Genomic DNA, 26,010 nt, shown 5'->3' with positions numbered 1-26,010 from the left:
AGAACGCGTCGCGTTGGCGTAGCGCCTGGCTGACAGGTGGTGGACCCGTCTGACGGGTGGGCTTAACTCCCGTATGCGCTAGGAAGCTGGAGGGCTCGACAACTTTCAAGCGGTCCAGCATGTCCTATCAGCGACTAATGGAAAGGGAAGCGAAGGCATGAGCAAATCCCGGGCATTGCTGGTCTTGCATGGCAAGCAGGCACTCAATGACGACGTACGCGCAGCGGTCGTCGAGTGGCGGGCATTGGGGCATGAACTGGCGGTGAGGGTGACCTGGGAGCCGGGTGATGCGCGGCGGATCGTCCAGGACGCGCTGAAGGCTGGCTATTCCACCCTGGTGGCAGGGGGTGGGGACGGTACCCTGCGAGAGGTTGCCCACGCACTGATCGACAGCGGTGCCGACGCGAGCCTGGCACTGTTGCCGCTCGGCACGGCGAATGACTTCGCCCATGCAGCTGATATTTCCCTGGAACCGTTCGAGGCTCTGACGCTACTGGACCGTGAGCCGGTCGCGGTTGACGTGGGGCTGATGAACGGCGAACCCTTCCTTAACATGGCGACTGGCGGTTTTGGCTCCAAGGTCACGGCAAGCACGTCAGAAGAGCTGAAAAAGGTGCTCGGTGGCGGTGCTTACCTGCTCACCGGTCTTTCGCGCTTTAGCGAAATGACTTCCGCATGGGGGCGGTTCGTCGGGCCCAACTTTTCTTGGGAAGGCGAATTCCTTGCACTGGGCGTGGGCAATGGCAAGCAATCGGGCGGCGGCCAATCACTATGCCCGGACGCGATGATCGACGACGGTTTGCTCGATGTCTGCATCGTGCCGGCGGCGACCGACGCGGTCGGCACTCTGGGCACGCTTCTCAGTGGCGGTTTGCGCGGCATCAAGACCGTGTCTGTGAGTGCGCGCCTACCCTGGCTGGAAGCAGACGCACCGGAGCACATCGACATCAATCTCGACGGCGAACCCTCGGGCGCTCGTCACATGCGGTTCGAAGTCAGGCCGGCCGCCATTCGCCTGCATCTGCCGGTTGAGTGCCCATTGTTGCGCGATAGTGCATTAGCCGTTCCGTCGCCATAGTGGCGTTGTGCTAGCCGGTAATTGGCCGGATGATGCGGAACAAATAATCGCGCAGGTGGATAAAGCGCCGCGCCTCGCTGCCGATAGCCCGTAAGTCCGCATTCACCAGGAGCCAGCTATGGCCGGCATTCTCGATTCAGTCGATCAACGTACCCGTCTTGTCGGGCAGAACCGGCTGGAGATTCTCATGTTCCGGCTGTCCGGCCGGCAGAAATTTGCCATCAACGTGTTCAAGGTGCAGGAAGTCGTCCAGCTGCCGAAGATGACGCTGATGCCGCATCGCCACAACTCGGTGTGTGGTGTCGTCAACCTGCGTGGCCAGACGCTCCCGGTTATCGACCTGTCGCGGGCGATCGGCCTGCGCCCTATCGTTCCGGACGAACGCAGTACCATCATCGTGACCGAGTACAACCGTTCGATTCAGGCATTCCTCGTCGGCGGTGTAGATCGCATCCTCAACCTCAACTGGGAGGAAGTGCTGCCGCCACCGGCGACCGCCGGGCGCCAGCATTACCTGACCGCGATTACCAAGGTCGACGATCAGCTCGTTGAGGTGATCGATGTGGAAAAGGTGCTCGCCGAGATCGTCCCGTATGACACCAGTATTGCGCCCGAGCGGCTGCAGGACCCTGTGCTCGAGCGGGCTCGTGGGCGGGAAGTGCTCTGCGTCGACGACTCCACCGTCGCCCTGTCGCAACTGCGCGAGACCCTGACGCAGCTCGGGATCACGGTGCATACCGCCAGCGACGGCATGAAAGGCCTCGGGAAACTGAAAGCCTGGGCCGAGGCAGGCGATGTACTGACCGATCGGCTGCTGATGGTATTCACCGATGCCGAAATGCCTGAAATGGACGGCTACCGGCTGACTACGGAGATCCGAAACGATCCGCGTCTGCGAGACCTGTACGTTGTGCTCCACACCTCGTTGTCAGGCAGCTTCAACCTGGCGATGGTGCAGAAAGTCGGCTGCGACAACTTCCTTTCCAAGTTCCAACCGGAGAAACTCGTCGACGTCATCCGCGAACGCCTGCTGCGGGACGAACGTCACTGACCCTCTCGACCGAGATATCGCATGCAATTGACCTCGTTGTACCGCTACCCGCTGAAGTCGGGTTCCGCCGAAAGCCTGGAAGTTGCACGATGCGATGCGCTCGGTCTGGCTGGTGACCGCCGCTGGATGGCGGTCGATGCCAAGTCGGGCAAATTTCTGACCCAGCGCGCGCTGCCGCATATGGCAACGCTCGATGCGCGCTGGGTTGGCACGGATGGGCTGCAGCTCTGCGCGCCGGAAATGGAGACGTTGCACGTACCGGTTCCGAGCCCCGACAGCAACCTGCGTGGCGTGACGATCTGGCGGGAGTCGTTACAGGCACCCGATGCGGGTGATGCGGCCGCCGATTGGCTGACGCGCCTGCTCGGGCAAGCAGCCAGACTGGTCTACCTGCCTGTCAGCCGTGGGATACAAGTCGACACGGCCTACGCCGAGCCCGGCAACCTGACGGCTTTTAGCGATGGCTTTCCCTTTCTCCTGATCGGCCAGGCCTCGCTGGACGACCTATGCGCACGTATCGGCAGGCCTCTCGACATGCGGCGCTTTCGGCCGAACCTGGTCGTGGACGGTGCCGAGCCCTACGCCGAAGATGGCTGGCGCCGCATCCGTATTGGCGAAATGACCTTCCGCGTGGTTAAGCCCTGCGCCCGTTGCGCCATCCCCACCATCGATCCTGACACCGCCATCCGTAGCCCCGATCGAGAGCCCTTGGCCACGCTGATGACCTACCGCAAAGGTGAAGGTGGCGTTTTCTTCGGTCAGAACCTCATCGCCGAAGGTCCCGGCGAACTTTCGCCGGGCATGCCGGTGCAGATACTCGACTGACAGCGCGGTCGGGCGCCGGCAGACCAAGCCTGCCGGCGCCCGACCGGCCGCTCACTGCCCCTCGAAATAGCGTTCGTGCCACTCGACCAGCGGCTGCGGTGCGTTGAGCTTCTGGCCGTAGATCACCGCGTAGGTCAGCACGTTTTGCACGTACTGCCGCGTTTCGTCGAACGGAATGTTTTCCACCCAGACGTCGAATGGTAGGTGCTGAGCGCCTTTGAGCCACTGGCGCACGCGCCCCGGCCCTGCGTTGTAGGCGGCCGAGGCCAAGACTCGGTTGCCCTTGAACTGTCCATAGATCTGGCTGAGGTACGCAGCGCCTAGCTGGATGTTCTTGTCCGGATTAAGCACCTGCTGTGGCGACGATAGCGGGATGTCAAACCGGCGCGCAGTTTCCTTCGCCGTGGCGGGCATCAATTGCATCAGCCCGCTGGCACCGACACCGGAGCGGGCGTCCGTCATGAAAGCGCTTTCCTGGCGGGTGATGGCAAATACCCAGCTCGGATGAATCTCACGGGCCCGGGCCGCGTTCACCAGGCTGCTGCGGTACGCCATCGGGAAGCGGATATCCAGATCATCCCAGTACTGTGCCTGGCTGATCGTGCGGATTGCCGGGAAGTACCACTGCATGTCATAGGCCAGGCGTGCCTGTGCGACCATTTCGTCGCGGTTGAAGTGCCGAGTGACGTGGTACCACTCGCGACGGCCATCGACGATCTGCCCGCGTGCATGAAACTCCATGGCGCGACGGATACCGGGCGTGTTTCGGACTTTCTGGATGACCTCTGGAGCCAGCGCGAGCGGCTGATGGTTCAGGCGGTAGGGCGCCTGGATGCGGTCGGCGGATAGGAAGCCATAGAAGTCCCGCTCGCCGGCGACGGGTTTGTAGAGTGCCGCGGCCTGTGCGCTGTTCGGTTGAGCCAGCTCGAGGCTGCGTGCTTTCCAGTACCGCCAGCGGTTCGTGTTGGCGAGCGTTTCGGGAAAGCGCTGGGTGAGTTCATGGGCCTCGCTCCAGCGTCCCAGGCGTAACAGTAGGCGAGCACGCCATTCGCTGACCGTGTCGTCACGCAGTTGTGGATCATATTCGGCCATCACCTTGAGCCCGCGCGGGTCGAAGCGTTTGGCCAGGGTCAGGCCGATCTGTCGGGCAATGGCGACCTTCTCATCATTGGAGAAGGCGTGGCGCCGAGCGTAGACGTCCAGCAGGCCGAGTGCTTTTTCCGGGTCCTGTCGTGCGAGCCGGCGCAGGCCAACGGAGACAACGTCAGCCATTGCGGGACCCGTCGAGGTGAAGCGATCGGGTTGTGTCAGCAGCTGAGGCTTCTGCGCCACGTCGAGCATGAGCTCACCTTCGCGCTTGAGAGCCGGCACACTCTTGATCAGGTATTTCGCCAGGGCATAGTTGCCAGCCTCGACGGCCAGCTTGGCGCGCTGCCAGCGAAGGCGATCGGTGAGCTGTCCGGCCGCCTCCCAGCGATCGAACAAGGCATCACAGGCCTCGTGCTGCGACTTGCCGACCAGCCAGAGGCGCTCGGCGGTTGCATAACCCGCCTGCGTTTGGCCGCTGCCGAGCTGGTACTGGCCGTATAGGCAATCCAGCTCGGTGAAATTCATTTTCGAGTCGTAATGAGCAACAAAGGGCTGCCAGTCGCCGCGTGCTGCCAGCAGCCGAAGCCAACGCAACTTCATCCAGTTGGCCTGGGGAAGGTCGCCGTGCTCGGCCAGGAATCGCTCGACTTCCGCGTTGCTTGCGGTCTTCAGGCGAGCCGTCAACTCGTCGTAGGCCAGGTAGGGCTCGAGCGGATAATCGCGCAGCGCACTGGCGTACCGTCGATATGGACCGCTGTCACCCTTGGCCAGCGCCCGCTTGGCTTCGTCGTAGTACTGACGTTGCTGGTCCAGGCTGGTGGCTGCAAAGGTGTCGAAGGTTACGGCTGTGAAGAGAGCGGATAGACAGAGACTGGCGATACGGCCGCGCATGATACTTCCAGGGGGCGGGAGAAAAGAGATCGATCGGTGGGTAGCTTAGCTGGCGCGGAGAGCCAAGTTAAACGGGGATTAAGCTCTTGAAACAAACAACGCCGATCTTCCGACGAGCGTAGCCTATCGACCCCTTCTTCACGTCCGAAGCGCACCCCTGAGAGGGAAAAGGGCACCTGTCGGTACACCGCGGGGCAGGGCGTGCCTCTGCTAGAATGCGCGCCCTGTTTCCCGGAGGTAGCCATGACCCTGCTCAAACTGACCGATGTGTCCCTCGCCTATGGCGCCAATCCGCTGCTCGATGGCGTGTCCTGGCAGATTGCGCGGGGTGAGCGGGTCTGCATCATCGGCCGCAACGGCACTGGCAAATCCAGCATGCTGGCGCTGGTCAAGGGCAGCCAGCTGCCCGACGACGGTGAGATCTGGCGTGCGCCGGGATTGAAGATCGGCGAGCTGCCTCAGGAGTTGCCGCGCGCTGACGAACGTACGGTATTCGATGTGGTTGCCGAAGGGCTGTCCGGCGTGGGCCAGCTGCTTGCCGAATACCACCACCTAAGCCAGAACATCCAGGGTGATGCCGACCTGGAAAAACTCATGCATGTACAGCAAGCGCTCGAGGCGAAGGATGGGTGGCGCTTGCAGCAGCTTGTCGACAGCACGCTGAGCCGCCTTCAGCTGCCGGCCGACAAGACCCTTGCCGAGCTTTCCGGTGGCTGGCGCCGCCGCGTGCTGCTGGCCCAGGCGCTGGTGTCCGAGCCGGATCTGCTGCTGCTCGACGAGCCCACGAACCATCTGGATATCGGCGCGATCGCCTGGTTGGAGGAGGCGCTGACCGGCTTCAACGGCGCCGTCTTGTTCATTACCCACGACCGTGCCTTCCTGCAGAACCTGGCCACACGCATCCTCGAACTCGACCGCGGGCGATTGATCGACTGGAACGGAGATTACGCCAGCTTTCTCGTCCACAAAGACCAGCAACTGGCTGCCGAAGAGACGGCCAACGCGCTGTTCGATAAGAAGCTCGCCCAGGAGGAAGTGTGGATTCGCCAAGGCATCAAGGCGCGGCGGACCCGTAACGAGGGCCGTGTGCGTGCGTTGAAGGCGCTGCGTGCCGAGCGGAGCGAGCGGCGAGAGCGGCAGGGTAAGGCGAACATTCAGATCGAGACGGCAGAGAAGTCCGGCAAGCAGGTCATCGTTGCCGAGCACGCTGGCTTCGCACACCCGGGCGGCCAGCCGTTGATCCGGGATTTCTCGCTGGTCTTGCAACGGGGTGACCGGGTCGGCCTGCTGGGTGCTAACGGCAGTGGCAAGACCACCTTGCTCAAGCTGTTGTTGGGCGATCTGCAACCCACCAGCGGAAGCGTAGAAGCGGGCACTCGGTTGGAAGTGGCGTATTTCGACCAATTGCGTCACCAGCTCGATCTCGAGAAAACGGTGATCGACAACGTTGCCGAGGGGCGTGACTTCATCACCATCGATGGGCAGAACCGCCACGTACTCAGCTATCTGGGCGACTTCCTGTTCAGCCCGCAACGTGCTCGCACCCCTGTCAAGGCGCTGTCTGGAGGCGAGCGGGCACGTCTATTGCTGGCTCGTCTGTTCAGCAAGCCGGCGAACCTGCTGGTGCTGGACGAGCCGACCAACGACCTCGACGTCGAAACCCTGGAGTTGCTCGAAGAAGTGCTGTTGGGTTTCCAGGGCACGGTGCTGATGGTCAGTCACGATCGGGCCTTCCTCGATAACGTGGTGACCAGCACGCTGGTGTTCGAGGGTAACGGGGTCGTGCGCGAATATGTGGGCGGCTATCAGGACTGGCTGCGGCAGGGCGGTTCGATCCGGCTGCTGGGCGTGGGCGATACCCGTGAGGATAAAGGTGCCGTGCAGCAGGCAGAGCCCGCGCCCGCCAAGACGTCGGCTCAGCCAGCCAACGAGCCAGCACCGGCGAGAAAGAAGCTCAGCTACAAGGATCAACGCGAGCTCGATGCCTTGCCCGCCAAGATCGACGAGGCGGAGCAGCAAATCGCAGCGGTGCAGGAAGAAATGGCGCAGCCGGACTTCTATCAGCAGCCCGCGACGCAGACCAGCGAAACGATAGCTCGGCTCGAGGCGTTGCAGCAGTCACTCGATCAGTTGCTCGAGCGCTGGGCGGAACTGGAGGGTTGACATCTTCCGGCTCCGTGTCACGGAGCCGCATACAGCGTCTGGATGCAATTACGCAGAATGGCTTGCGTCTGCAGGTCCGTGGCTTGGGTCAATACACAACATCTGTCAGTATTTGGACGGAGACTAGATGGCAATCGAATACCGCATCGTCCTCGACGACGAGCATGCGTTCAGCTACCGGATCGAGCCGGATCGAGGCTATGACGAGGAGGCTGCCCGGCTCGCGCCAAAGTGGACGCGGCTGGACCACCAACAGTGCAGCAACTGCCCGTTGAGCCGGGATCGCTTCAGCCACTGCCCGGCGGCGGTGGATTTGCACCGGGTGATCGAAGATTTCCAGGGCCTCCCGGCGGTACAGAAAGCGCGTGTCGAGGTGCGTACGCCCGAGCGCGAATACAGCAAGCTGGTCGGCCTGGACGAAGGCCTGCGCGCCTTGCTCGGAGTGATCATGGCGACCAGTGCTTGCCCGATTCTGGGCCGGCTCAAACCCATGGCGTACCAGCACCTGCCGTTTGCCAGCAACCAGGAGTTCGTGCTGCGTGCGGTGTCACTCTATCTGGCCCGGCAATACTTCAACTTGCGCGAAGGGCGGCATGCGGATTGGGAATTGCGTGGCCTGGTGCGCTCGTTCCAGCAATTGCAACTGGTCAACCAAGCCTTCTGGCAGCGCATCCATGACACCTGCCGCGGTGATTCGAACCTGAAGGCCTTTCTGACCTTCTTCTCGATGGCCTCGAGCCTGACCTACTCGCTGGAAACCCAGCTGCAGAAAATTCGGCCGATGGTGATGAGTGCGGGGGAGGGGGTCGAGGTCGTCTGAATCGCGCCCGTACAACTAGGCGTATGCGCCCGACCTCATCGGCGGCGCGATGGCGCAGCCAGCCTGGCCTCCGGAGCGGCTGCCAGGCTGTAGGCGATGGGTTATTCCGGTTTCTTCAGGCGCACTGCCAGTACGTCGCATGGCGCGCCATGAAGGATGTCGTTGGCGGTCGAGCCCAGGAGCAAGGCCAGGCCATGGCGGCCATGACTGCCGACAACCACCAGATCACAACCCTGCTCCCTGACCAGACGGTGAACCTCTTGTCGCGGCTGGCCGTAGGCAATGTGACGTTGCTCGGCGGTCAGGCCAGGATAGCGGTCGGCAAACACCGCCAGGCGATCGCGAGCCTGGTCGAACTGTTGTTGTTGCAGCATGGAAAGGTCCATCGGGACGTCACCGCCGAAAGCCATCGCCATCGGCTCGATGACGTGGACCAGCGCCAGCTTCGCCCCGCTGGCCGTCGCCAGCGCTTGGGCGCGTGCTACGACCGGATGGCATTCTTCGTTCAGGTCAGTGGCGACCAGAATATGCTTGTAGGTCATGGTGAATCTCCTGATGTGTCGTTTACGACAAGTATGGCTGCTTGGCACGCATTGGGCGCTTGGCGTTTTTTGCAAGGTTTATACGGCGTTGCGCGCCCGGTGACCAGCTTGCATTACATCGTTTCGGTCGCGGTGCGCGGGCCCGGGGCTGCTATCATGCCGCGTGTCGAAGCCGGGAAGACGTGCCGGCCTGCCATGAGATCGCCATGTTCGAAATGACCAACGAATATTCACTCGCCTGGGCCGCGTACGGCATTGCTGCGCTGGGTTGCCTGCTGGTTTGGTTCCGCATGACACGCCCGCTATGGCGCTGGCTGCGCGAGCCGCTCCGGTTGATCGTTGCGGTGCTGTTGTTCACCCCGACGATCGTCGATCCGGCCAAAGAACTGTTCGCGCCGGCGGTGGCCATCACCGCGCTCGATATGTTGTTCAAGGTCGGCAATAACGTCTGGCGGGCCGCGGCCGACCTAGCCCTTTATGGTTTGATTGCCTTCGCGCTCTATGCCGTATTCGTCGCCGTTCGCTGGCCGATCGAGCGAAAGCGTCGCCAGAGCCAGGCGAAGGCGAGCGAGAGCGAAGATCCACGTACCTTGCGCGAGCGTCTGGACGAACAGGACGAGCGGGACCACTACGCTCCTGCCGATCGCTATCGGGCCCGGACCGAGCCGCGCCTGTAGCGAGGCCCGCGCGGACGTTGCATGACCCATCGGAGAGATCACATGTGTGAACTGCTCGGCATGAGCGCCAACGTACCCACCGATATTCACTTCAGTTTTACTGGCTTGATGCAGCGCGGCGGCCGCACAGGGCCGCATAAGGACGGTTGGGGCATCGCTTTCTACGAAGGCCGAGGGCTTCGGCTGTTCCAGGATCCCGTCGCGAGTTGCGAATCGGAAGTGGCGAAGATGGTCCAGCACTATCTGATCAAGAGCCAGGTCGTTATTGGCCATATCCGTCATGCCAACGTGGGCAAGGTCGCGCTGGTCAACACGCATCCCTTCGTGCGCGAGCTGTGGGGCCAGCATTGGTGCTTCGCCCACAATGGGCAGTTGAGTGACTTCGCCCCTGCGCCGGGGTTCTACCGCCCGGTGGGGGATACGGACAGTGAAGCAGCCTTCTGCGATTTGCTCAGCCGCATCCGCAACAACTTTCCTGACCGGGTCGCCGCCGAAGACCTGCTGCCTCATTTGCTCGAGGCATGCGCGGGTTACCGCGCGAAGGGCGTCTTCAATTGCCTGTTGAGCAATGGCGAATGGCTGTTCAGTTTTTGCACGACGAAGCTCGCGCAGATCACCCGACGCGCGCCCTTCGGTCCGGCGCAGCTGAAGGATGCCGAGTTGACCGTCGACTTCAAGGCCGAGACTACGCCGGACGACGTGGTGACGGTGCTGGCCACCGAGCCCCTGACCGATAACGAGCAATGGCACACCCACCAACCGGGCGAGTGGACACTGTGGCGGCTCGGCGAATGTGTGGCGCAAGGGCAAGTGCAGTGATGTTGCGTAGTTACCTGCGGTTGACGCTGTTTGCGCTGGGGCTGCTGGTGGGCGTCCAGGTTCCGAGCTTCATCGAGGCCTATGGCAACCATGTCGAGGCGCGTCGGCTGGAATCGCAGCAGGCGCTCGTTGGATTCCAGGAGACGGCGGGTCGCTTCTTCCAGGGTGACCTCAACGCGCTGGTCGAGCACTATCGCACCAGCGAGGATCCGGTGATTCAGAGCGACGCGCGCAGTGTCGCCGGGCTGGTCGAGCGCTCGCGCCTGCTCGACCGAGAGTGGCGGATCATGCAGGGGCCGTGGTTCGCTCGGGCCTGGCACGTATGGATCGGTGCGGATGAGCAAATTCGCGAACAGGTCTGGCGAAGCTACGATTTCCAGATTTTGCTGGGACCGGATGCTATCGGCTGGGGGCTGGCGTGCGCGCTGTTGTTGGCCTGGCTGGTCGAGAGCATCTATCTGCTGCTACGCCAGGCCTTGTTTCCTCAGCGCCGGTCGAGCCGGCGCCGAGCGGGCCACTCGTTACCGCCGAAACGGTAAGTGCGGTGGCTTGAGTCGTTTGGCCAGTGGCTCACTTGGAGAGGAATCGCATGCCGTCCTCGAGCCCGCTCAAGGTCAGGGGGAACATCCGGTCCTCTACCAGGTCGCGGACGATCCCCGTGGATGCCGTGTAGCCCCAGGTGTCCTTGGGGTATGGATTGATCCAGATAAGCTTCTTGTACTTTTCCATGAAGCGTTGCATCCAGACGTAGCCGGCTTCTTCGTTCCAGTGCTCGACGCTCCCGCCTGGCTGGGTGATCTCATACGGGGCCATCGCCGCGTCCCCGACAAAGACGACTTTATAGTCCGGCCCGTATTTGTGCAGCAGATCCAGCGTGGAGGTGCGCTCGGACGTACGGCGGAAATTGTTCTTCCACACTGACTCGTAGATGAAGTTGTGGAAGTAGAAATACTCCAGATGCTTGAACTCGGTCTTGCAGGCCGAAAAGAGCTCCTCGCAGACCTTCACGTGCGCATCCATCGAACCGCCGATGTCGAACAGAATCAGTAACTTCACCGCGTTGCGCCGTTCGGGCCGCATCTGGATGTTGAGCAGCCCGCCGTCACGTGCGGTGTGATCGATGGTGCCGTCCAGGTCCAGTTCATCCTGCGCGCCTTGGCGAGCAAACTTTCGCAGGCGCCTCAGGGCCACCTTGATATTGCGCGTGCCGAGCTCGACTTGGTCGTCGAGGTTCTTGTACTCACGTTGATCCCAGACTTTCACCGCCTTGCCCTGGCGCTTGCCCGCGTCACCGATGCGGATCCCTTCGGGGTTGTAGCCGCCCGAGCCGAAGGGGCTGGTGCCGCCAGTGCCGATCCACTTGTTGCCGCCGGCATGCTTGCCTTTCTGTTCCTCGAGGCGCTTCTTGAATTCCTCGATGAGCTTGTCGAGCCCGCCGAGTGATTCAATCTTCGCGCGCTCCTCGTCGCTCAACGAGCGTTCGAACTCCTTGCGCAGCCATTCCTCAGGAATTAACGCCTCGATGTGCCGATCCAGGCTTTCCAGCCCGTTGAAATAGGCACCGAACGCACGATCAAACTTGTCGAAGTGGCGCTCGTCCTTCACCAGGATCGCCCGGGCGAGGTAGTAGAACTCGTCCATGTCGGCGAAGACGACGTTGTGTTTCAACGCGTTGATCAGGTCGAGCAATTCGCGCACCGATACCGGCACCTTGGCGGCGCGCATCTCATTGAACAGGCCAAGCAGCATGATGAAACCTCGCGGGCGCCGGCATAGGGCGCCCATAGTCCTTGGTTAGAGATCTTCGTCGTGCTCGGGCAGCCCGTCGCGAATGGCATACCAGTCCGCCTTCGATTTCACGAAGATGTGCGCCTGGGACGGGGCGGGCAACGGGGAGTCGAGCGTGCCGGCGGCGACGCCGAGCTCGTGCGAGCGGTTGTTGACGAATTGCAGGTTGGAGCCGCAGCGGATGCAGAACGTGCGCGTCACGTGCTCCGACGAGTGATAGACGCCCAGCTGGTCCTTGCCGGAGAGAAAGTGAAATGCATCCAGCGGGACGCTCGCATAAGTGGCGAACGCCGCGCCATGTGCCTTGCGGCACATCTTGCAGTGGCAGTGGGTCAGCTCGTCGATCGGTGCGTCGATGCGATAGCGCACGACGCCGCACAGGCAACTACCGGTAAGCGTTTGCATGTCACTTCTCCCGTTCGGTCACCGCCGGCTCGGGTGAACCGGCGTCGGTCAGCGATTGGCGCGACGGCTCATGAACGCCAGGCGTTCAAGCAGTTGCACGTCCTGCTCGTTCTTCACCAGCGCCCCGGCCAGCGGAGGAATGGCCCGCGTGGGATCGCGCTCGCGCAGGACGGCTTCTCCGATGTTGTCGGCCATCAACAGCTTGAGCCAGTCGACCAGCTCGCTGGTGGACGGCTTCTTCTTCAGGCCCGGCACCTTGCGCACGTCGAAGAATACGTCCAGGGCTTCGGCCACGAGCTCTTTCTTGATGTCTGGGTAGTGCACGTCGACGATCTTCTGCAACGTCTCGCGGTCCGGAAAAGCGATGTAGTGGAAAAAGCAGCGACGCAGGAACGCGTCTGGCAATTCCTTTTCGTTGTTCGAGGTGATGATGATGATCGGGCGCTGTCGGGCCTTGATGGTTTCATTGGTCTCATAGACGTAGAACTCCATCTTGTCGAGTTCCTGCAACAAGTCGTTGGGGAACTCGATGTCCGCCTTGTCGATCTCGTCGATCAGCAGGATGACACGCTGCTCGGATTCGAACGCCTCCCAGAGCTTGCCCTTCTTGATGTAGTTGCGTACATCGTGGACGCGGTCCGAATCGAGCTGGGAATCGCGCAGCCGGCTAACCGCATCGTACTCATACAGGCCTTGGTGCGCTTTGGTGGTGGACTTGATGTGCCAGGTAATCAGTTTGGCGCCGAACGATTCGGCTAGCTGTTCAGCCAGCATGGTTTTGCCGGTGCCCGGTTCGCCCTTGACCAGCAGAGGGCGTTCCAGCGTGATGGCAGCGTTGACGGCGAGCTTCAGGTCGTCGGTGGCGACGTAGGACCGGGTGCCTTCGAACTTCATCTGGGTTTCCTTGGTGGGCCTGGCAATGCAGGCGCTTCGTGAAGGGTCAAGCGGCCGACTATAAGGGATGGAATCCGCGCTGTGAACGCGAGCGCGGTATTCAGTCACTGAATGGGCAGCGTGTCTGGCAGCGTTCCCTTTCAATTATCCTGTTCGGAAATCGACCGCTCGAAGCGAGTCGAGAAGGCTTCGATGAAGCCGTTACGCAGGATCGCCAGAAACGCCTGGAACGGGCTCACGTCGGTATCCTTGGTGCTGCCGGACAGTTCGACGCGGGTGGCGAACTGGTCCTTGCTCTTGTTCTTGAGGATGTCTTCACTGCCGCCGACCAGGCCTTCCCAGATGCCGCGGAAGAACCCCTTGTCCTCGTTTTTGATGTCCTGCTCGACGTCGAACACCTCGACATTGTGCAGCAGCGGCTTGATATACCCGTCGAGCTGACTGTCGTTTGCCTCTACTTCCATGACCAGGTCCCCGGTGCCCGCCTTGAAATCGAAGTTGGCGTAGGCATTGCTGAAGTCGTTCAGTTTGGTCAGGTCCAGCCCGGTCATGCGCAGGTCGATATCGAAATCTTCCCAGTCGCTGAACGGGTCGAAATGGGCCGTGGCTTCGATGGGGGCCTGGTTGTAGAAGCGTGCCTGGCCCTCGAAGGTCGCGACGCGGCGGCCATCGGCCTGGTCCGCCGAGTTGGTGAGGTTATAGAGGCTGGCGTTTATGGCATTGGCATAGAGATGAACAGGCGGATCGGCGTCGAACTTGCGAAATGACACCTGACCGTTCTCGACCCGCAGCTCGTTCAGGGTGAAAGGCACCAGCTCGTTCACTCGCTCGCGCCAGTCGACGCCTTCACCGGTCTGGTCCTCGTCCGGCTCGTTGTCGTCGACGAAATTCAGGTGCGGTTCATGGAGGATTACCTCGCCGACCAGGGCGCGCTCGCGCCACAGCGTGCGCCAGCTGACGCCAATATCGACGGACGAGGCGGTGAACAGTGGGGCCTGTACCGGTTCTTGCTTTTTCTCTATGTGAACGCCGTCGAGGCTGTAGGCGCCGCGCCACCAAGCCAAGTCGACGTCTTCGATACGGCCATGGTAGTCGCCCATGTCGGCCATCTTGTCGTTCAGGTAGTTCAGCACCAGATGCGGCAACGCGAGGTGCGCAACGATCAGCAGAAGGGCGATGCCGAGCAGTATCCACAGCGGCAAGCGAAAGCTTTTCTTCATGGTGAGCCTGGCGGGTTTGAGGTCATCGATAAGGGCGTACCAAGGTGGACCCGCATCGCGGCGGGTGAGTTCGGCTGGACGGCTTCCTGGACTGCGCTTAGGCTCTTGAATCTGGTTTTTTCATCTCAGGGACACCGCCATGAGCCGCATCTTCGCTGACAACGCGCAAACCATCGGAAACACGCCGCTGGTCATGATCAATCGCCTGGGCCCAAAGGGCGTCAGCATCATGGCCAAGATCGAAGGGCGTAACCCAGCCTATTCGGTCAAGTGCCGCATCGGGGCGGCGATGATCTGGGACGCCGAGCAAAACGGCCGCCTGAAGCCGGGCATGACGCTGGTCGAGCCTACGTCCGGCAATACCGGCATCGGGCTTGCCTTCGTCGCCGCTGCGCGCGGCTACAAGCTGATGTTGACCATGCCGGCCTCGATGAGCCTTGAGCGGCGCAAGGTACTCAAGGCGCTTGGTGCGGAGCTGGTGCTTACCGAACCCGCCAAAGGGATGAAGGGGGCGATCGAAAAAGCAGCGGAAATCGCCGGGTCTGATCCTGAGAAGTATTTCATGCCGCAGCAGTTCGAAAACCCGTCGAACCCGGCTATCCATGAGAAAACTACGGGCCCGGAGATCTGGAACGATACCGAAGGCAACATCGACGTGCTGGTCGCCGGGGTCGGCACGGGTGGCACCATCACCGGCGTGTCGCGCTACATCAAGCAGACCAAGGGCAAGCAAATCCTCAGCGTGGCCGTCGAGCCGGTCAGCTCACCGGTGATCAGCCAGACGCTGGCGGGCGAGGAGGTCAAGCCGAGCCCGCACAAGATCCAAGGCATCGGCGCAGGCTTCGTGCCGAAAAACCTGGACCTTTCAATCGTTGATCAGGTCGAGCGGGTCGACGATGAGGAGTCCAAGGCCATGGCCCTGCGCTTGATGCGCGAGGAGGGCATCCTCTGCGGGATCTCCTGCGGTGCCGCCATGGCCGCCGCGGTGCGCCTGGCCGAGAAACCCGAGATGCAAGGCAAGAATATCGTGGTGATCCTGCCGGACTCCGGCGAGCGTTACCTGTCCAGCATGTTGTTTGCCGACCTGTTCGGCGAGCAGGAGCTGCAGCAGTAACAGGCGCTGCGCGGGGCAGGTTCATCGGGCTGAAACGCTCACCGATTTCGGCCGCCTGCCTCGCCTAGCCGCGTTGGGATTGCGCTGCTGCGATCGCGGGCGGCGCCTGTCGCAGCACGAGCCAGAGTGCTACAGCGATCAGCGCGCCACCATAGGCGTACGCCCAGTCCAGTGGTTCGCCTAGAAACAGTGCACCCCACAACACGCCAAACGGCGGAATGATGAAGGTCACCGTCAAGGTACGGACCGGGCCGATATCGGCGAGCAGCCGAAAGTAGAGAAGGTAGGCGAAAGCGGTGCAACCGATGCCAAGCCCAGCCAGGCTGAGCCACACCCGCCCATCTCCCCATGAAACCGGCGGTGCCGCATAAAGTGAGATGACGAACAGCGGCAGCAAAGCGACCGCCGCGCCAACTTGGCTTCCGAAGGCCACCAGCTCGCTGGTCAGGCCGCCCCGCTGGTTGATCCACCGGCGCGTCAGAAACCCGCCGAAGCCGTAGCAGGCGGTTGCACCGAGGCACGCGAACGCGCCGATCTGGAGCTGCAGGTCGACCTCCACCGGCCCGGTGCGCGTGAGTAGCGCAACACCCGTCAGTCCAACCAGCACGCCGATCCATTTCGAAGCGGTCATCGTCTCGGCGAAGAACAGGGCGCCGATTATCACGCCCATCATGGGTGTCGTTGCATTGAAAATCGCTGAATACCCCGTTGGAAGAAACTGCGCTGCCAGTGCGTACAGTGCGAATGGAATGCCGGAGTTGATCGCGCCCAGGATCAGGCAGAGCTTCAGCTTGCCGCGAAAATCCCAGCGCAGCCGCATGATCCACACGATGGGCAGCAGGCCGAGGCAGGCAAACAGTACGCGGAAAAAAGCGGTCGGAAAGGTGCCGAGTTCCGGCGCGATGATGCGCATGAACAGGAAGCTGGCGCCCCAGATGGCGGCCAGGCTGAGCAGGCGCAGCAAGTCGAGAGGGCTCATCGTAGAGCTCCAGCAGAGAAGCGATGAGTGTTGGCCAGCCCAGGCGAGCTGACAACTCCAAATACGCTTTCAAAAGCTCCCGTTTGGCTGATCAACTTTCATTGGCCTCTGCCTCTGGATAAGCTCGCCGCTTTAACGCAGCGAGAGCAACCCTATGGCGCACCACTCGCCAGACGTGGACATTGCCCGGCACATCCTTCAGGGATTCGATGATTATCGCGAGCGGTTCAGGCTGATTACCGAAGGCGCCAGGTCGCGTTTCGAAGAGGCGCGATGGCAGGATGCGCAGCGCGCTTCAGCCGCCAGGATCAACCTCTACGAGCAGAGAGTGGGCGAGACGGCTGACGGCTTGCGCGCCGCCTTCGCGTCCGAGATGCTGCTGGACGTCAATCGATGGCCGCGGGTCAAGGCCGAGTACATCGAACTGATCAATCCGCGCTTCGACGATGAGCTGTCGGAAACCTGGTACAACTCGATCTTCTGCACGCTGTTCAGCCATGACTGCATCAGCGACGACACCATGTTCATCCACACCACGCGCCCGGCCAGCCGTGCCCAGCGTATGGCGCAGACCCGCCGCTACCAGCCGGGCGGCGACTTGCGCGGCGTATTGCAGCAGATCCTGACTGATTTCGCTTTCGACGTGCCCTACGGGGATCTTGCCGATGACCTCCAGCGGCTCGAAGCACAACTGGCGGCCGCATTGCCGGACTGGGTCTGCAAGGACCCGGAGCTAACCGTTGAGCTCTTCACTTCGGTGCTCTATCGCAACAAAGGCGCGTACCTGGTGGGCCGCATCCACACCCGCGACGAACAGTGGCCGCTGGTGTTTCCGCTGTTGCACCGTGAGGGCGTCGGCATCCAGGTGGACGGCCTGATCACCGACGAGGCCGAGGTGTCGATCATCTTCTCGTTCACCCGCTCGTACTTCATGGTCGCGGTGGCAATTCCGGCCGAGTTCATTGGTTTCCTGCAGCGCATCCTGCCCGGCAAGCACATTGCCGAGCTATACACCTCAATCGGTTTCTACAAGCACGGCAAATCTGAGTTCTATCGTGCGCTCATCGATCATCTGGCGAACACTGACGACCGCTTCGTGATGGCGCCTGGCGTACGCGGCATGGTGATGAGCGTATTCACGCTGCCGGGCTTCAATACGGTGTTCAAGATCATCAAGGATCGCTTTTCCCATGCGAAGACGGTCAGTCGCGCCACCGTCATAGAAAAGTATCGGCTGGTGAAGAGCGTCGACCGGGTCGGTCGTATGGCCGATACGCAAGAGTTCGCAGACTTCCGCTTCCCTGTGTCCAAATTCGAGCCAGAATGCCTGGCCGAGCTTCTGGACGTGGCGCCGTCCACGGTCGAGGTGCAGGGCGATACGGTGTTGGTGCGCCACTGCTGGACCGAACGCCGTATGACGCCGTTGAATCTCTACGTGGAAAACGGCAGCGAGCAGCAGGTGCTCGAGGCGCTGGAGGACTATGGGCTGGCAATCAAGCAGCTGGCTGCCGCAAACATTTTCCCCGGGGACATGCTGCTGAAAAACTTTGGTGTGACCCGCCATGGACGTGTGGTGTTTTACGACTACGACGAGATCTGCTTTCTCACCGAGGTCAATTTCCGCCACATTCCCGAGGCGCGCTACCCCGAGGACGAACTCTCCTCGGAACCCTGGTATTCGGTCGGGCCGAACGATGTATTCCCTGAAGAGTTTCCGCGCTTCTTATTCGCCGATATGCGCCTGCGCCGGCTATTTGCCAAGCTGCACGGCGAGCTTTACGACGCCGATTATTGGAAAGGCCTTCAGCAAGCAATTAATGATGGCAAGGTGATTGACGTCTTTCCCTATCGGAGGCGCCAGGGTGCAACCCAATGACGATCGGCGCTGGCGCGCGGTGAACGCCTGGTGACGGGTCGTGTCGCACCTTATAGAGCCGGATGAACGACACCTCGCGCCGAACATGTTGCAACAGCTGTCTCAGGCGGGCGTGCATTTCTTGGGTTATGCTCCAACCGAAGCCCTATGGCTCCACCTAGACCCGTTATCAAGCAGGAGGGTTCGCCCATGAAAGCATGGCTCAATAGTGTGTGCTGGAATCTGGCAGTGGCGCTTGGCTTCGTCGAATCGCCTCGTTTGCAGCCCATTCGGGTAGAGGCGCATCGCGACAAGACGGCCCGTCCACGTCGCTGACCAGGCGCTACCGTCCGGTCATCACAGGTCCTCCATGTTGAACGGCCCGCTGGTAAGCGGGCCGTTCGCGTATGCGGCTCAGGAAACCTTTCAGGCGAGGCCGGCTTGCATCGAGGCCGGCGCGTGCCTCGGCTGCCTCCAGAGGGAAGCTCATCTGAATATCGGCAATGCTGAACGTCGATCCGGCGAACCAGTCCGATTTGCCCAGCTCGCCCTCCATATAGTCGAGGTGTAGCTTGAGTTGCGGCCCGATGAAGGCCTGGTTCGCACCCCTCGCAATGGCGCGAGCGACAGGGCGGACAAAGAAGGGCATCGGCCCGTTGGCGACCCGGTCGAAGACGAGCCGTAGCAGCAAGGGTGGCATGGCTGACCCTTCGGCGTAATGCATCCAGTAGCGCAGCCGCAGATGCTCGGGTGTGCCCGACTCCGGCAGTGCAAGAGGAGCCCCTTCGGCATACCGTTCGGCAAGGTACTCGAGGATGGCGCCGGACTCGGCCAGGCACAGGTCCCCATCAGTGATCACCGGGGCCTTACCCAGCGGGTGGACGGCTTTCAGGTCGTCCGGCGCAAGCATTGTCCGGGCGTCACGTGCGTATCGCTTGATTTCATAGGGCAGCTGCAACTCTTCCAGCAGCCAGAGCACCCGGTGAGAACGAGAGTTCTCCAGATGATGCAGTGTGATCATGATTCGTTCCAGACGAGGTTGGATCGCTCCAGCATAGCCGCTGCGCGGAGGCTTGCCGGTTATGGCAGACTTCGCGGCCCGCCCAGGAGTCGTCATGTCCCGTCCGCAATGCTCACGCTGTCATCGACCGCTCAGCCACTGCCTGTGCCCACTGATTCCGTCGTTGACCAGTCGCACCCGGGTGCTCATCCTGCAACATCCCAGCGAAGTGAGCCATGCGCTCAACACCGGACGCCTGGCTGCGCTGGGTTTGCGCAACGCCGAACTGGTCGTGGGCGAACAGTTCGATGCGCTGCCCCAGTCAACGGTAGACCCTGTATTGCTCTTTCCGGGAGAAGGCGCGCTGCCGGTCGCGTCGCTGGCTGGTTCAGCTCGACCGCTCACGCTCATCGTTCCGGACGGAACCTGGCGCAAGGCGCGCAAGCTTCTTCACGTGAATCCCGGAATCGCCAGCTTGCCGCGTGTCACGCTCCCGCCGGGGTTGGTGTCGCGCTATCGGCTGCGCAAGGCGCCGATGCCGGGGGCGCTGTCGACGTTGGAGTCCATCGTGGTGGCGTTGAATGCGCTTGAGGGGGACGGGCGCTTCGATGCGCTGTTGCGCCCGTTCGACGCCCTCATTGAAAGCCAGATCCAAGCGATGGGCGAGGCCACTTACCGGCGCAACCATTCGACGTAAAGAAACGAAGCTCAGCGGTTAGGCAGCGTCTTGAGGCGCAGGATGTACAGGGTCACGAGCGTCGCGCTGGTGAGCATGCCAACCCGAGCCCAGATCAACGGGACCAGCCAGCACGACACACCAATGCTGAGCCACATCAGGCTGATCGCGTAAACCTTGCCCTTGAGCGGAATACCTTTGCCGTCGAGGTAGTCACGAAACCAGGGACCAAGGCGCGGGTGGCCAACGAGCCAGTCGTAGAATCGCTGCGAACTGCGTGCGAAGCACGCCGCCGCCAACAGAAGGAAAGGCGTGGTTGGCAGCACGGGAAGGAAGATGCCGATCACGCCCAAGGCTACGCTTAGCCAGCCTATGCCCAGTAGCGCATACCGCAGGACCGGGTTGCGATACTGGGCGCGAGGAGTCAAGGCGCGGCTCGGTCAGTGACGACGAGGCTTGAGCAGCGCGGGTTTCTCTTCAGGGGCGTGGCAGATCAGATAGAGGGCCGTGAGGATTTCTGGGATCTGCGAAACCATCTCGTCGACCAGCGCCGGGTCGGCCGCGATGTCGCTGAACTCTGGCTGCTCGTCGAACAGGCCTGAGCCGACCATGATCGGTAACAAGAGCTCGCTGACTTCCTCCTCGGCCTCCTCGAACCAGACGGCTTCCCGCATGAAAACGCCTTCCATGAAGCCGATGCACCACCCTCGAAGGTCGGACTCGTCAGGGTCGTCGCCCATGTCGAGCTCACAGGGCAACTCCATGTCCTCGTCACTGGCCAGCTGGCGCGCAATATGCGCCTTGAGTTGAACCAGCGTCGCCTCGATGGCGTCTCGCTCGGTATCGTCAGAGTACTTTGGCGGCTCGGCGAACAACGCGTCGATCCACTCACGCTCGGGCACTTCTTCCGAGCAGATGCACAGGGCCGTGAGGTAGCCGTGCGCGGCGATGTAATCCAGCGCTTCTTCATGCAGGTCGTCTGCATCCAGAAACACTTGCAGGCGGGCGAGTTGCTCGGCGAATGACATCGGTGGCTACCTTGGATGGAAAACAGCGCTGATTCTAGACGAGCCGCGGGCCTCCGGCTACCGCGCCGGGCGGGTCGCATTCCTGGCGCTTCTGCCTGCACAGAGGCGAAAAATCCCGAGGAGTTCCTGATGGACTGCGGCCGGCCATCTCCTACGTCGTGACGGCGCCTGAATCGATGGGCTCGCTCGCGTATACTCGCGCGTCTTGTTTCGGAGACCGGCATGCTCGACCAGGCACAGCGCATTCTCAAAGATGTATTTGGCTACGACGCTTTTCGCGGCAACCAGGGCGCGATCATCGAGCGGGTGGCCAGCGGCGGTGATGCACTGGTGCTCATGCCCACTGGTGGCGGTAAATCGCTGTGCTATCAAGTCCCGGCATTATTGCGCGAGGGTTTGGCGGTCGTGGTATCGCCGCTGATCGCACTGATGGACGACCAAGTCGCCACGCTCGATGAGCTTGGTGTGCCGGCGGTGGCCTTGAATTCGACGCTGAGCGCGGAACAGCAGCGCGACATCGCCGATCGCCTGCGTCGTCACGAAATCAAATTGCTTTACCTTGCCCCGGAGCGGCTGGTGCAGCCTCGGATGCTGGCGTTCCTGCAACGGCTGCCGATTGGCCTGTTCGCCATCGACGAGGCGCATTGCGTCTCGCAATGGGGGCACGACTTCCGTCCTGAATACCTGCAGCTCGGGCAGCTTGCAGAGTATTTCCCCGAGGTGCCACGCCTGGCACTCACCGCAACTGCGGACAAGCGTACCCGCGAAGAGATCGTGCAGCGTTTGCATCTGGAGAATGCCGAGCGGTTCTTGTCCAGTTTCGATCGTCCGAACATCTTCTACCGCATCGTGCCGAAGGAGCAGCCGCGCAAGCAGTTGCTCGCCTTTCTCGCCGAGCGCCGGGGCAATGCCGGCATCGTCTACTGCATGTCGCGAAAAAAGGTGGACGACACAGCCGCCTTCCTGTCCGAACAGGGGTTCCCCGCGCTGCCTTATCACGCCGGGCTGCCAAGCGAGCTGAGGGCTTTCCACCAGAAACGCTTTCTCAACGAGGAAGGCTTGATCATGGTTGCGACCATTGCGTTCGGCATGGGCATCGACAAGCCCAACGTTCGCTTCGTCGCTCACCTGGATCTGCCCAAGTCGCTCGAGGCCTACTACCAGGAAACGGGGCGGGCTGGGCGCGACGGGTTACCGTCCGACGCCTGGATGGCCTACGGGCTGCAGGATGTCATCTTCCTCAAGCAGATGCTCAACAACTCCGAAGGCGACGACCGGCACAAGCGCATCGAGCAGCACAAGCTCGACGCCATGTTGTCGTTGTGTGAGGAGACCCGTTGCCGCCGTCAGGTGCTGCTGGGCTACTTCGATGAGCTGCTTGCCGAACCGTGCGGGCACTGCGACAACTGCGTCGATGACGTCCAGACCTGGGACGCGACGGAGCCGGCACGTCAGGCGCTGTCGGCTATCTATCGCAGCGGCCAGCGTTATGGCGTCGGTCACCTCGTCGACATTCTGCTAGGGCGAGACAACGAAAAGATACGCAGCCTGGGGCACCAGCACCTGTCCGTGTTCGGCCTCGGCAAGTCGCTTTCTGAAAGCGAGTGGCGCTCGCTGTACCGCCAACTGGTCGCACGAGGCCTGGTGGATATCGATCTGGAAGGCTTCGGTGGCCTGCGCCTCAACGGCAGCTGCCGCGCATTGCTGCGTGGCGAAGAGCCGCTGGCGCTGCGTCGCGAACAGCCGAGCAAAACGCCCAAGCCGACCGCCAGCGCGGCGAGCCAGTTAGTACGTGATGATGAACGTGAAACCTGGGAAGCGCTTCGGGCACTGCGACGCAAGTTGGCCGAGGAGCATGCTGTACCGCCTTACGTCATCTTTCCCGACGCGACGCTCCTTGAGATGCTGCGCAGCCAGCCGCGCACGCTGGGCGACATGGGGCGGATCAGTGGCGTCGGCGCTCGCAAGCTCGACCGGTATGGGCAGGCCTTTCTCGAAGCTCTGCAGGGCACGGCGCAACCGGCAACCGGTGCGCCCGTTGATCTCCGGCATGAACTCATCACGCTGGCGCGAGCGGGCATGACGCCTGCGCAGATCGCCCGGCAGTTCGACTGCAGCGAAAAGAACGTCTACGCGATGCTCGCCGAGGCAATTGCCCAGCAGCAACTGAGCCTCGAGCAAGCGCTTGATCTTCCTGAAGCGCTTCTGGAAGAGATCCAGGAAGCCTTCCTCGATGCCGAGGGAGAACTCCCGCCCGTCGCCGCGGTAGCGGAGCTGTTCGCTGGCCGGGTGTCTGAGCCCGTCCTGTTTTGCGTGCGTGCTGCGCTGCAGGCCGAGTTCGAGCTGTAGGCCTAGACGGCGGCTGAGTGCCGCTACGCTTGTTGGTCGCTTGCAGCCCTCCGGATGCCAGGGCAATGCGGCGTAACGTTCTCGATCTTTGGTAGCCTTGCCAGCATTTTGATGCTGTGATTAGCTCGCTAATAATTAGGTTTTCCAGGAACAGTCTTCATGTACCCCGATCAACATCGCTTCGCCATGCAGCTGGCACAACTGTCGCGTGGCTGGCGTGCTGAACTCGATCGCAGGCTTGCGGACCTTGGCCTGTCTCAGGCGCGCTGGCTCGTTCTGCTGCACCTGGCCAGGTTCGATCACGATCCGACCCAGCGGGAGCTGGCTCAAAGCGTTGCGGTCGAAGGACCGACCCTGGCCCGGCTGCTCGATAGTCTGGAGGCGCAGGGCCTGGTTCATCGCAAGGCAGCCCCGGATGACCGGCGCGCCAAGCTGATATCCCTCGGCGCCCCGGCGCGCCCGTTGATTCAGAAAATCGAAGCGATATCCACCCAGGTTCGTCAGGAGCTGTTCGACGGTATCGATGAAGATGACCTTCGGAAATGCCAGCAGGTACATGCGCGCATCCTGGCCAATCTGGTCAAACGGTAAGCCGCGGCGCTTATCAGCCGGCTATTGAAAGGGCAGTGCGGTACAGCGACCGCCCGCCCGTCGTGAAACCTTGCTGCGATAGCAAAATGCCTTACAACGAAACCCGACAGTCTGTATAAAGCTTTTCACGCGTTTGACGATAACTGCGTCACAAGCTATGAACATCTGGCGGGCCAGCGACATCACGCGTCGACTGCCCAATCTACGGGGAAGGCCACATGGCATTCAGTCGTCGCATATTGTGGTCAGTGGCATCGGGTTCACTGATCTATTCGGGGATGGCGTCTGCCTTGGGCATGGGTGAAATCACCTTGCACTCGGCGCTCAACCAGCCACTGAATGCCGACATTCAACTGGTTGACGCCGGTAATCTCAGCGCCAGCGACATCCGCGTCATGCTGGCTTCGGCCGATGACTTCCAGCGCATCGGTGTCGATCGTCTCGCATTCCTGCAGGACCTGCGGTTCGTTCCGATCGTCGACGCCAGTGGAAGCCGTATCCGGGTGTATTCCGAAAAGCCGGTGCGCGAGCCCTATCTCAATTTCGTCGTTGAGGTGGCCCGCACCAAGAGCCGGCTGCTGCGCGAATACACCGTACTGCTCGACCCGTTGCCATCCATGCCGGCGATGTCCGCGCCGGTTGCGGCGGTAATGCCGAGCCCGAATGTACCGGCTCGTCCGCAGCCGGCCGCGGTGGTACCTCCCACTACCATGCCCGCGGCTAGCGGCGGGCAATACCATCAGGTCGCATCCGGCGAGAGCCTGTGGACCATCGCCGGGCAGTTAGCTGCACGTGCTGGCCAGGCGAGCCAGTCGCAGCTGATGCAGGACATTCTGGCGCTGAACCCCGAAGCCTTTGCCGGCGGTGACGCAGCCCGCTTGAAGGCTGGAGCGCGCTTGTTGCTTCCGGATTATCTCGAAGGGGCGGCACCTGCCCAGGCTGAGGCCGTCGCCAGTGAGGCCGTCGAGGCGAGCGATCCGACGCCTGAGCCGTTACCGAGCGAGCCGACGGTGGCCGAAGATCAGGTCGCGGCGCTGCGACGCCAGTTGTTCGAGGAGCTGGCGGCAAGCCGTGAGGAAAATGAGCTGCTCAGGCAATCGTTGGTCGAGATGCAGGCCCAGCTGGAATTGGTCAATGCCCGGCTGGCCGATCAGCAAAGCGTGGTAGCCAGTCCGGCGGCGGTGGTGACGGCGGCCATGCCGCCTGAGAATCAGGCCTTGCCCGCTGCCGAGGGGGCAGCGGCAGCGCAGAGCCCGTCCACCTCGACGCCCGCTGCCTGGTGGAGCGATTGGGCCCTGCCTGCGAGCGGGTTGGCTGCACTGCTGGGTCTGTTCGGCCTGCTCTATGGCCGTCGCAGGAAAAAGGCCACCGCCGAACAGCATGCAGAACCTGCAGAGCGCTACGCTCAGCCAGTGCCGGCTGTTCGTGCCCCGGCCGCTCTGGTCGCGCACGCTGTGTCGGACATGCCTCGTCAGCCCGCGCACGCATCGGTGAGCGAAACGGACGTGCTGGAGGCGGCCGATATCTACCTGACATACGGTCGTCGTGAAGACGCGCTCGACGTGCTGATGCGCGGGATCGACAAGGCCCCCGAACAGCTGGAACTGCGCCTGCGATTGCTCGGCTTGTTGGCCGAGTCTGGCGATGTCGACAGCTACCGTCGCGAAGCGGCGGCCTATCGCGATGCAGGCGGCAGCGCAGCGAATCTCGATCAGCTGCTGGCGTTGCATCCGGCCATGGCGGCTGCGTTCGCTCAGCTCGAACAGGCAGAACCCACGCCGCCTGAGGACGAAGAATTCGTCCTCGATCTCGATGCGTTGGCCGATCTTGAGGGCGAACAAACTCCGGCATCCAGCCGTGAGGACGAAGCGGTGAAGACACCTACCCAGGCATGGCTCGACGATTTCGATGAACCCCTGACCCTCGATGAACTGCCGTCACTGCTCGATCAGTCCGGCTACGAGGCGCCCGAACTCCCAGCGATCGAGCACCTCGAGCCCAACCCGGAACATCTTGTGCGGCTGAACCAGGCCCTGGCCTACATTCAGCAAGGGCATATCGAGAGCGCGTGCGTCATCCTCGAAAGCCTGGCGAACGAAGGTGACGAGGCGCAGCGTCAGCAAGTGACCGAGTTGCTGGCCCGAATCGCCTGAGTC

General features: G+C 62.0%; 25 protein-coding genes. 15 read left to right on the top strand and 10 right to left on the bottom strand.

Annotated features, from left to right (window positions below):
• Positions 1-157 precede the first annotated feature (157 nt).
• The 3 genes from yegS to M1D78_RS12725 all read left to right on the top strand — a co-directional run bounded on the left by yegS (position 158) and on the right by M1D78_RS12725 (position 2,954).
• Entirely contained in the window at positions 158-1,078 is a 921-nt protein-coding gene (gene yegS / locus M1D78_RS12735; RefSeq protein ID WP_437422910.1) for a lipid kinase YegS, read from the top strand.
• 118 nt (positions 1,079-1,196) lie between these two features.
• A complete protein-coding gene (locus M1D78_RS12730; RefSeq protein ID WP_437422909.1) occupies positions 1,197-2,129 on the top strand; it encodes a chemotaxis protein CheV in 933 nt (310 codons plus the stop codon).
• Between the two features lie 21 nt (positions 2,130-2,150).
• Entirely contained in the window at positions 2,151-2,954 is an 804-nt protein-coding gene (locus M1D78_RS12725) for an MOSC domain-containing protein (protein ID WP_437422908.1), read from the top strand.
• A gap of 51 nt (positions 2,955-3,005) precedes the next feature.
• Here M1D78_RS12725 and M1D78_RS12720 read toward each other — a convergent pair whose 3' ends face one another.
• On the bottom strand, positions 3,006-4,934 hold the full coding sequence (locus M1D78_RS12720; RefSeq protein WP_437422907.1) for a transglycosylase SLT domain-containing protein: 1,929 nt from the start codon (positions 4,932-4,934) through the stop codon (positions 3,006-3,008).
• A 243-nt stretch (positions 4,935-5,177) separates the two neighbouring features.
• Between M1D78_RS12720 and M1D78_RS12715 the strand changes: the two genes are divergently transcribed.
• On the top strand, positions 5,178-7,097 hold the full coding sequence (locus tag M1D78_RS12715) for an ATP-binding cassette domain-containing protein (protein ID WP_437422906.1): 1,920 nt from the start codon (positions 5,178-5,180) through the stop codon (positions 7,095-7,097).
• Between the two features lie 127 nt (positions 7,098-7,224).
• Positions 7,225-7,917: a DUF6901 family protein gene (locus M1D78_RS12710; RefSeq protein ID WP_437422905.1), complete on the top strand. Its 693-nt coding sequence runs from the start codon at positions 7,225-7,227 to the stop codon at positions 7,915-7,917.
• A gap of 101 nt (positions 7,918-8,018) precedes the next feature.
• Here the strand turns inward: M1D78_RS12710 and M1D78_RS12705 are convergent, their stop codons facing one another.
• Positions 8,019-8,459, bottom strand: coding sequence for a universal stress protein (locus M1D78_RS12705; RefSeq protein WP_437422904.1), 441 nt, complete (start codon positions 8,457-8,459; stop codon positions 8,019-8,021).
• Positions 8,460-8,665: 206 nt separating this feature from the next.
• Between M1D78_RS12705 and M1D78_RS12700 the strand changes: the two genes are divergently transcribed.
• Genes M1D78_RS12700 through M1D78_RS12690 form a run of 3 tightly spaced genes read left to right on the top strand, consistent with a single transcriptional unit; the run spans position 8,666 to position 10,494 of the window.
• A complete protein-coding gene (locus tag M1D78_RS12700) occupies positions 8,666-9,136 on the top strand; it encodes an MFS transporter (RefSeq protein ID WP_437422903.1) in 471 nt (156 codons plus the stop codon).
• 42 nt (positions 9,137-9,178) lie between these two features.
• Positions 9,179-9,955 (top strand): class II glutamine amidotransferase, encoded by a 777-nt coding sequence (locus M1D78_RS12695; protein ID WP_437422902.1) that lies wholly within the window; start codon positions 9,179-9,181, stop codon positions 9,953-9,955.
• Entirely contained in the window at positions 9,955-10,494 is a 540-nt protein-coding gene (locus tag M1D78_RS12690) for a DUF2937 family protein (RefSeq protein WP_437422901.1), read from the top strand. The genes M1D78_RS12695 and M1D78_RS12690 overlap by 1 nt, the downstream gene beginning before the upstream one ends.
• Before the next feature lie 31 nt (positions 10,495-10,525).
• On the opposite strand, the gene M1D78_RS12685 is transcribed toward M1D78_RS12690, so the two are convergent.
• The 4 genes from M1D78_RS12685 to M1D78_RS12670 all read right to left on the bottom strand — a co-directional run bounded on the left by M1D78_RS12685 (position 10,526) and on the right by M1D78_RS12670 (position 14,262).
• Positions 10,526-11,704, bottom strand: a complete 1,179-nt coding sequence (locus M1D78_RS12685; RefSeq protein ID WP_437422900.1) for a vWA domain-containing protein — start codon at positions 11,702-11,704, stop codon at positions 10,526-10,528.
• Positions 11,705-11,749: 45 nt separating this feature from the next.
• Positions 11,750-12,148, bottom strand: coding sequence for a GFA family protein (locus M1D78_RS12680; RefSeq protein ID WP_437422899.1), 399 nt, complete (start codon positions 12,146-12,148; stop codon positions 11,750-11,752).
• Between the two features lie 48 nt (positions 12,149-12,196).
• A complete protein-coding gene (locus M1D78_RS12675) occupies positions 12,197-13,042 on the bottom strand; it encodes an AAA family ATPase (protein WP_437422898.1) in 846 nt (281 codons plus the stop codon).
• A 140-nt stretch (positions 13,043-13,182) separates the two neighbouring features.
• Entirely contained in the window at positions 13,183-14,262 is a 1,080-nt protein-coding gene (locus tag M1D78_RS12670) for a DUF748 domain-containing protein (RefSeq protein ID WP_437422897.1), read from the bottom strand.
• A gap of 139 nt (positions 14,263-14,401) precedes the next feature.
• Here M1D78_RS12670 and cysK point away from each other — a divergent pair, with 139 nt between their 5' ends.
• A complete protein-coding gene (gene cysK, locus M1D78_RS12665; protein WP_437422896.1) occupies positions 14,402-15,376 on the top strand; it encodes a cysteine synthase A in 975 nt (324 codons plus the stop codon).
• Between the two features lie 64 nt (positions 15,377-15,440).
• Here the strand turns inward: cysK and M1D78_RS12660 are convergent, their stop codons facing one another.
• Positions 15,441-16,355 carry a DMT family transporter gene (locus M1D78_RS12660; RefSeq protein WP_437422895.1) on the bottom strand — a complete coding sequence of 305 codons (915 nt, stop codon included), beginning with the start codon at positions 16,353-16,355 and terminating at the stop codon, positions 15,441-15,443.
• 154 nt (positions 16,356-16,509) lie between these two features.
• Between M1D78_RS12660 and aceK the strand changes: the two genes are divergently transcribed.
• Both aceK and M1D78_RS12650 read left to right on the top strand, forming a co-directional pair.
• Positions 16,510-18,231: a bifunctional isocitrate dehydrogenase kinase/phosphatase gene (aceK, locus tag M1D78_RS12655; protein ID WP_437422894.1), complete on the top strand. Its 1,722-nt coding sequence runs from the start codon at positions 16,510-16,512 to the stop codon at positions 18,229-18,231.
• 189 nt (positions 18,232-18,420) lie between these two features.
• Entirely contained in the window at positions 18,421-18,546 is a 126-nt protein-coding gene (locus M1D78_RS12650) for a PA1414 family protein (protein WP_437422893.1), read from the top strand.
• A 7-nt stretch (positions 18,547-18,553) separates the two neighbouring features.
• Here M1D78_RS12650 and M1D78_RS12645 read toward each other — a convergent pair whose 3' ends face one another.
• A complete protein-coding gene (locus M1D78_RS12645; protein WP_437422892.1) occupies positions 18,554-19,231 on the bottom strand; it encodes a glutathione S-transferase in 678 nt (225 codons plus the stop codon).
• A 94-nt stretch (positions 19,232-19,325) separates the two neighbouring features.
• Here M1D78_RS12645 and M1D78_RS12640 point away from each other — a divergent pair, with 94 nt between their 5' ends.
• On the top strand, positions 19,326-19,907 hold the full coding sequence (locus M1D78_RS12640) for a tRNA-uridine aminocarboxypropyltransferase (RefSeq protein WP_437422891.1): 582 nt from the start codon (positions 19,326-19,328) through the stop codon (positions 19,905-19,907).
• 11 nt (positions 19,908-19,918) lie between these two features.
• On the opposite strand, the gene M1D78_RS12635 is transcribed toward M1D78_RS12640, so the two are convergent.
• Together M1D78_RS12635 and M1D78_RS12630 are read right to left on the bottom strand one after the other, a co-directional pair.
• The gene (locus tag M1D78_RS12635; protein WP_437422890.1) at positions 19,919-20,314 is read right to left on the bottom strand and encodes a YbaN family protein; all 396 of its coding nucleotides are present in this window, start codon (positions 20,312-20,314) and stop codon (positions 19,919-19,921) included.
• A 12-nt stretch (positions 20,315-20,326) separates the two neighbouring features.
• Complete coding sequence (locus M1D78_RS12630) at positions 20,327-20,914, bottom strand: UPF0149 family protein (protein ID WP_437422889.1); 588 nt, start codon at positions 20,912-20,914, stop codon at positions 20,327-20,329.
• 222 nt (positions 20,915-21,136) lie between these two features.
• On the opposite strand from M1D78_RS12630, the gene recQ reads away from it, so the two are divergent.
• The 3 genes from recQ to M1D78_RS12615 all read left to right on the top strand — a co-directional run bounded on the left by recQ (position 21,137) and on the right by M1D78_RS12615 (position 26,007).
• Positions 21,137-23,263: a DNA helicase RecQ gene (gene recQ, locus M1D78_RS12625; RefSeq protein WP_437422888.1), complete on the top strand. Its 2,127-nt coding sequence runs from the start codon at positions 21,137-21,139 to the stop codon at positions 23,261-23,263.
• Positions 23,264-23,422: 159 nt separating this feature from the next.
• Positions 23,423-23,854 carry a MarR family transcriptional regulator gene (locus M1D78_RS12620; protein ID WP_437422887.1) on the top strand — a complete coding sequence of 144 codons (432 nt, stop codon included), beginning with the start codon at positions 23,423-23,425 and terminating at the stop codon, positions 23,852-23,854.
• A 218-nt stretch (positions 23,855-24,072) separates the two neighbouring features.
• Positions 24,073-26,007 carry a FimV/HubP-related protein gene (locus M1D78_RS12615; RefSeq protein ID WP_437422886.1) on the top strand — a complete coding sequence of 645 codons (1,935 nt, stop codon included), beginning with the start codon at positions 24,073-24,075 and terminating at the stop codon, positions 26,005-26,007.
• Positions 26,008-26,010 lie beyond the last annotated feature (3 nt).

This window comes from Pseudomonas sp. SA195, assembly GCF_054131565.1.
The sequence above is the reverse complement of the archived record's forward strand: the minus strand, read 5'-3'. Positions and strand labels throughout refer to the sequence as shown.

What these genes read in the sequence shown, in the direction of transcription:
- M1D78_RS12630 (WP_437422889.1), bottom strand. Translation starts at nt 20,914, where the DNA reads ATGTCATTCGCCGAGCAACTCGCCCGCCTGCAAGTGTTTCTGGATGCA.
- M1D78_RS12695 (WP_437422902.1), top strand. Translation starts at nt 9,179, where the DNA reads ATGTGTGAACTGCTCGGCATGAGCGCCAACGTACCCACCGATATTCAC.
- yegS (WP_437422910.1), top strand. Translation starts at nt 158, where the DNA reads ATGAGCAAATCCCGGGCATTGCTGGTCTTGCATGGCAAGCAGGCACTC.
- M1D78_RS12615 (WP_437422886.1), top strand. Translation starts at nt 24,073, where the DNA reads ATGGCATTCAGTCGTCGCATATTGTGGTCAGTGGCATCGGGTTCACTG.
- M1D78_RS12725 (WP_437422908.1), top strand. Translation starts at nt 2,151, where the DNA reads ATGCAATTGACCTCGTTGTACCGCTACCCGCTGAAGTCGGGTTCCGCC.
- aceK (WP_437422894.1), top strand. Translation starts at nt 16,510, where the DNA reads ATGGCGCACCACTCGCCAGACGTGGACATTGCCCGGCACATCCTTCAG.
- cysK (WP_437422896.1), top strand. Translation starts at nt 14,402, where the DNA reads ATGAGCCGCATCTTCGCTGACAACGCGCAAACCATCGGAAACACGCCG.
- M1D78_RS12680 (WP_437422899.1), bottom strand. Translation starts at nt 12,148, where the DNA reads ATGCAAACGCTTACCGGTAGTTGCCTGTGCGGCGTCGTGCGCTATCGC.
- M1D78_RS12720 (WP_437422907.1), bottom strand. Translation starts at nt 4,934, where the DNA reads ATGCGCGGCCGTATCGCCAGTCTCTGTCTATCCGCTCTCTTCACAGCC.
- M1D78_RS12660 (WP_437422895.1), bottom strand. Translation starts at nt 16,355, where the DNA reads ATGAGCCCTCTCGACTTGCTGCGCCTGCTCAGCCTGGCCGCCATCTGG.
- M1D78_RS12700 (WP_437422903.1), top strand. Translation starts at nt 8,666, where the DNA reads ATGTTCGAAATGACCAACGAATATTCACTCGCCTGGGCCGCGTACGGC.
- recQ (WP_437422888.1), top strand. Translation starts at nt 21,137, where the DNA reads ATGCTCGACCAGGCACAGCGCATTCTCAAAGATGTATTTGGCTACGAC.
- M1D78_RS12705 (WP_437422904.1), bottom strand. Translation starts at nt 8,459, where the DNA reads ATGACCTACAAGCATATTCTGGTCGCCACTGACCTGAACGAAGAATGC.
- M1D78_RS12730 (WP_437422909.1), top strand. Translation starts at nt 1,197, where the DNA reads ATGGCCGGCATTCTCGATTCAGTCGATCAACGTACCCGTCTTGTCGGG.
- M1D78_RS12670 (WP_437422897.1), bottom strand. Translation starts at nt 14,262, where the DNA reads ATGAAGAAAAGCTTTCGCTTGCCGCTGTGGATACTGCTCGGCATCGCC.
- M1D78_RS12675 (WP_437422898.1), bottom strand. Translation starts at nt 13,042, where the DNA reads ATGAAGTTCGAAGGCACCCGGTCCTACGTCGCCACCGACGACCTGAAG.
- M1D78_RS12645 (WP_437422892.1), bottom strand. Translation starts at nt 19,231, where the DNA reads ATGATCACACTGCATCATCTGGAGAACTCTCGTTCTCACCGGGTGCTC.
- M1D78_RS12685 (WP_437422900.1), bottom strand. Translation starts at nt 11,704, where the DNA reads ATGCTGCTTGGCCTGTTCAATGAGATGCGCGCCGCCAAGGTGCCGGTA.
- M1D78_RS12690 (WP_437422901.1), top strand. Translation starts at nt 9,955, where the DNA reads ATGTTGCGTAGTTACCTGCGGTTGACGCTGTTTGCGCTGGGGCTGCTG.
- M1D78_RS12715 (WP_437422906.1), top strand. Translation starts at nt 5,178, where the DNA reads ATGACCCTGCTCAAACTGACCGATGTGTCCCTCGCCTATGGCGCCAAT.
- M1D78_RS12650 (WP_437422893.1), top strand. Translation starts at nt 18,421, where the DNA reads ATGAAAGCATGGCTCAATAGTGTGTGCTGGAATCTGGCAGTGGCGCTT.
- M1D78_RS12620 (WP_437422887.1), top strand. Translation starts at nt 23,423, where the DNA reads ATGTACCCCGATCAACATCGCTTCGCCATGCAGCTGGCACAACTGTCG.
- M1D78_RS12710 (WP_437422905.1), top strand. Translation starts at nt 7,225, where the DNA reads ATGGCAATCGAATACCGCATCGTCCTCGACGACGAGCATGCGTTCAGC.
- M1D78_RS12640 (WP_437422891.1), top strand. Translation starts at nt 19,326, where the DNA reads ATGTCCCGTCCGCAATGCTCACGCTGTCATCGACCGCTCAGCCACTGC.